General features: G+C 74.9%; 4 protein-coding genes and 1 tRNA gene. 4 read left to right on the top strand and 1 reads right to left on the bottom strand.

The window, feature by feature from the left end:
* From RIF68_RS32480 to RIF68_RS32465, 4 genes are all read left to right on the top strand, one after another.
* The coding region (locus RIF68_RS32480; RefSeq protein WP_375165767.1) for an AAA domain-containing protein at nucleotides 1-560 on the top strand (560 nt) is incomplete at its 5' end.
* Nucleotides 561-735: 175 nt separating this feature from the next.
* Complete coding sequence (locus RIF68_RS32475) at nucleotides 736-1,092, top strand: hypothetical protein (protein ID WP_309054908.1); 357 nt, start codon at nucleotides 736-738, stop codon at nucleotides 1,090-1,092.
* Between the two features lie 223 nt (nucleotides 1,093-1,315).
* Nucleotides 1,316-1,939 (top strand): hypothetical protein, encoded by a 624-nt coding sequence (locus RIF68_RS32470; protein ID WP_309054906.1) that lies wholly within the window; start codon nucleotides 1,316-1,318, stop codon nucleotides 1,937-1,939.
* A tRNA-Lys gene (locus tag RIF68_RS32465) sits at nucleotides 1,930-2,003 on the top strand. The genes RIF68_RS32470 and RIF68_RS32465 overlap by 10 nt, the downstream gene beginning before the upstream one ends.
* A 67-nt stretch (nucleotides 2,004-2,070) precedes the next feature.
* Here the strand turns inward: RIF68_RS32465 and RIF68_RS32460 are convergent.
* Nucleotides 2,071-3,096, bottom strand: a 1,026-nt coding sequence (locus RIF68_RS32460; RefSeq protein ID WP_309054903.1) for a M6 family metalloprotease domain-containing protein, incomplete at its 5' end; no start/stop codon positions are given.

The raw sequence follows: 3,096 nt of genomic DNA, 5'->3' as shown, positions 1-3,096 counted from the left end.
TGGACGAGGCCGCCGCCTCGGGATGGGGGCTGCTCGAACTGCCGGCCCGGCACACCCCGCGCACCGACCCGGAGGCGGTCGGCGCGGTCGCCCTGGTGGTGCGGCGGCTCCTGGACCGGGGCGGGGCCGCGGTCTCGGAGCGGTCGGAGCACCCGGTGCCGCTGACCCCGGACCGGATCGCGGTCGGCACCGCCCACCGCGACCAGGCGGCGGCGGTGCGGGCGGCGCTCACGGAGCTGGGCGTGTCGGGGGTGACGGTGGACACGGCGAACCGTCTGCAGGGGCGCGAGTACGACGTGACGGTCGTCCTCCACCCGCTCTCCGGGCGCCCGGACGCGACCGCCTTCCACCTGGAGACGGGCCGTCTGTGCGTGCTGGCCTCGCGCCACCGCCACGCGTGCGTGGTGGTGTGCCGGGCGGGCGTGGCGGAGCTGCTGGACGAGCATCCGTCGACGGAGCCGGTGCAGCTGGGTGTCACGGTGAAGTTCCCGGACGGCTGGGAGGCGAACCACGCGGTCCTGTCCCATCTGGCCGAGCACCGGATCAGCTGGACACCGTGACCGCTCCTCCGGCAGGTGCCCCGCGCACGGATCGGTCCGGCCGAGCACCGGGGGAGCCGGACACCGTGAGGCCGGGGCCGGGAGCGTGGGCCACGACGCGCCCTTGCGGGGCGCGGGACAATGGAGGACGGCCCGGGGTTCCGGGCCGTCCGTGTGCGCGAGGAGGAGAAGTGCGATGGCGGAATCCGCGGAACGGAGCGGTCAGCGGCGGCTCAGGCCGGCTCCGCTGATCTTCGAGCCTGCCGAGGCGACCGCCGACCCGGAGCACTTCTTCGACCTGGAGTCGATCGAGGACCCGAAGGAGCTGCTCGCCCGGGCGACGGAGCTGACGCTGGCCTTCCGGGCGGCGACGGACCGGGCGATCGAGTTCCAGGCGGTGGCGGCGGCGCAGCTGGCCGACCCGAAGCGGTTCGACCGGCTGACGGTGGCGGCCGTGGCGGAGCGGGCGGAGTGGACCGAGGACTACGCCCGCAAGATGATCGAGTTCGGGCGCGACCTGATCCGTACGAACGGACGCCCGGCGGAGGACTGAGGGACGGCACCGGCCGCACGGAAGGCGCACCGGGGCCCACGGACGGGGCCGGGGGCGTACGGACGGGGCCGGGGGCGTACGGACGGGGCGCGGGGCCGGACCGGTCCGGAGGCACCGGCCGTCTGGCATATGCGGGGCGTACCGTACTCCCCCGCCGGTGCTCCTGTCCGGGATTTCGGGAACTCTCGGCGACCGGGCCGTCACGCCGGGTAGATGTGGACACATGACGACCTGGCTGCGCGACGAGACGCACGACATCTTCCGCTTCCTGCGCGAGGGCGACGACGGGCGCCACCAGACCGCCCGGGTGACCGCCGCGGGGGCCGCCTGGCTGGCCTCGGCCACCGGGAGCCGGGGCGGTGCCCTGGAGCGCTGGGAGGCCCGGCCGGCCTCGCCCGCCGTGCTGCCCTGCGGGACGCTCTTCGACGTCGTCAACGTGGACCCGGTCTTCGGGCGCCGCATGCTGGACCGCCTGTGGGAGGAGGGCCCCGGTTCGGGGCCGGTCGCCGTCCACCGGGGGCGGATGCTGCTGTTCGCCGCGCCCGGGACGGCCCAGCGTTTACCGGCGCTCCTGGAGTGGGAGGAGTGGGGCGACGCCGTGCCGCGGCCGCTCTGCCTGGGGGTCGGGGACGCGGTGACGGTGCCGCCGCTCGCGCCCGCCGGTACGGCGGGGCCGCGCTGGCTGGTCGCCCCCGACACCCGGCACCCGTGGCTGCCCGGGCCCGAGGTCGTGCTGTGGGCGTGCGTGCGGGCCGTCCGGGCGGCCTCCGCCGCCGACGTGCGGGTATCGATTTTTCCTCCCGCCGGTCCGGGTGCTAATGTCTACGACGTCAGCAGGCGCCGCTAGCTCAGTTGGTTAGAGCAGCTGACTCTTAATCAGCGGGTCCGGGGTTCGAGTCCCTGGCGGCGCACCGACGGAAGAAGCCCCTCGCGGAAGCGGGGGGCTTCTTCGTGCTGCGGTGAGGGCCGCGGCGGGGTTCAGCGGGTCGCGACCGGGCTGATCTTGACCGTCCAGTCGCCGGTGCGGGTGCGCTCCACGACCTCCACCCGGACCGGCGCGCCCGGCACGGTGAGCGCCTCGCCCTCCTCCAGGGGGGCGTCGGCGAGCGGCGGGTACACGGACCGCTCCCAGCAGGCCTCGGTGGCGGGGTGGGCGTCGACCACCTCGACCGGACCGTCACCGGAGGCCGCCCCGCCGTCGACCCGGTAGACGAGGACCCCCTCGGTGCAGGTGTCGCTGTCGTTGCCGGTGGCGGCGCGGGCCTCGATCGCGAGGGCGCTGTCCCGGCCGGTGCGGACGACGGCGAGCCGGGTGCCGACGCTGCCGCCGGCGCTGGGCTCGGCGGCGACCGGCTCCAGAGCGACCACCCGGGGTTCGGTGCCCTGGACGCAGGTCACCTGGGCGGGGGTGAGCCAGCCGAGCTTCCACTTGTGCCAGGCGAAGAGGTCGGGGGCCAGCCCGAACTGGCTGCCCATGACGTCCCAGTCCCCGACGTGGGTGTCCCAGTCGCCCTTGCCGTCGGCCGGGCGGCGGTAGAGGTCGGGCAGGTCGAAGACGTGACCGGTCTCGTGCGCGAGGACGTTCCGGTCGGGCGGATGACGCTCGAAGACGGTGACCACCCGCTCGATGCCCGCGCCGTCGACCTCCAGGGGCCGTTCGAGGTTGACGACCTTGGTGGCGTCGGAGTCCACGCCGGGCGCGTCGGGGTCGGCGACCAGGTAGACGATGTCGTACCGCGAGAAGTCCACGGTCTCGTCGGCGGCGGCGATCGCGTCCCGCAGATAGGCGGCGCGTTTCCCCGGGTCCCAGTCCCGCCGTATGGCGTAGGCGGTCGATTCGCGCGGCATCGGCGTCCAGGTGGCCTGGGGGTGCGGGCGGAGGGTGAACCGGCCGTACGAGGAGCGGGCGAAGTAGTCGCTGGTGGCGGGGAAGTGGTCGGCGGCGAGTTCGGCGGGGGTGGTGAGCGGGGTGGCGTCCGGGAACGACAGGAAGACCATGACGGC

The organism is Streptomyces sp., assembly GCF_031178505.1.
In the GTDB taxonomy this organism is placed as follows: Bacteria; Actinomycetota; Actinomycetes; order Streptomycetales; family Streptomycetaceae; genus Streptomyces; species Streptomyces gulbargensis.
This window is presented reverse-complemented; position numbering and strand designations above follow the sequence as displayed.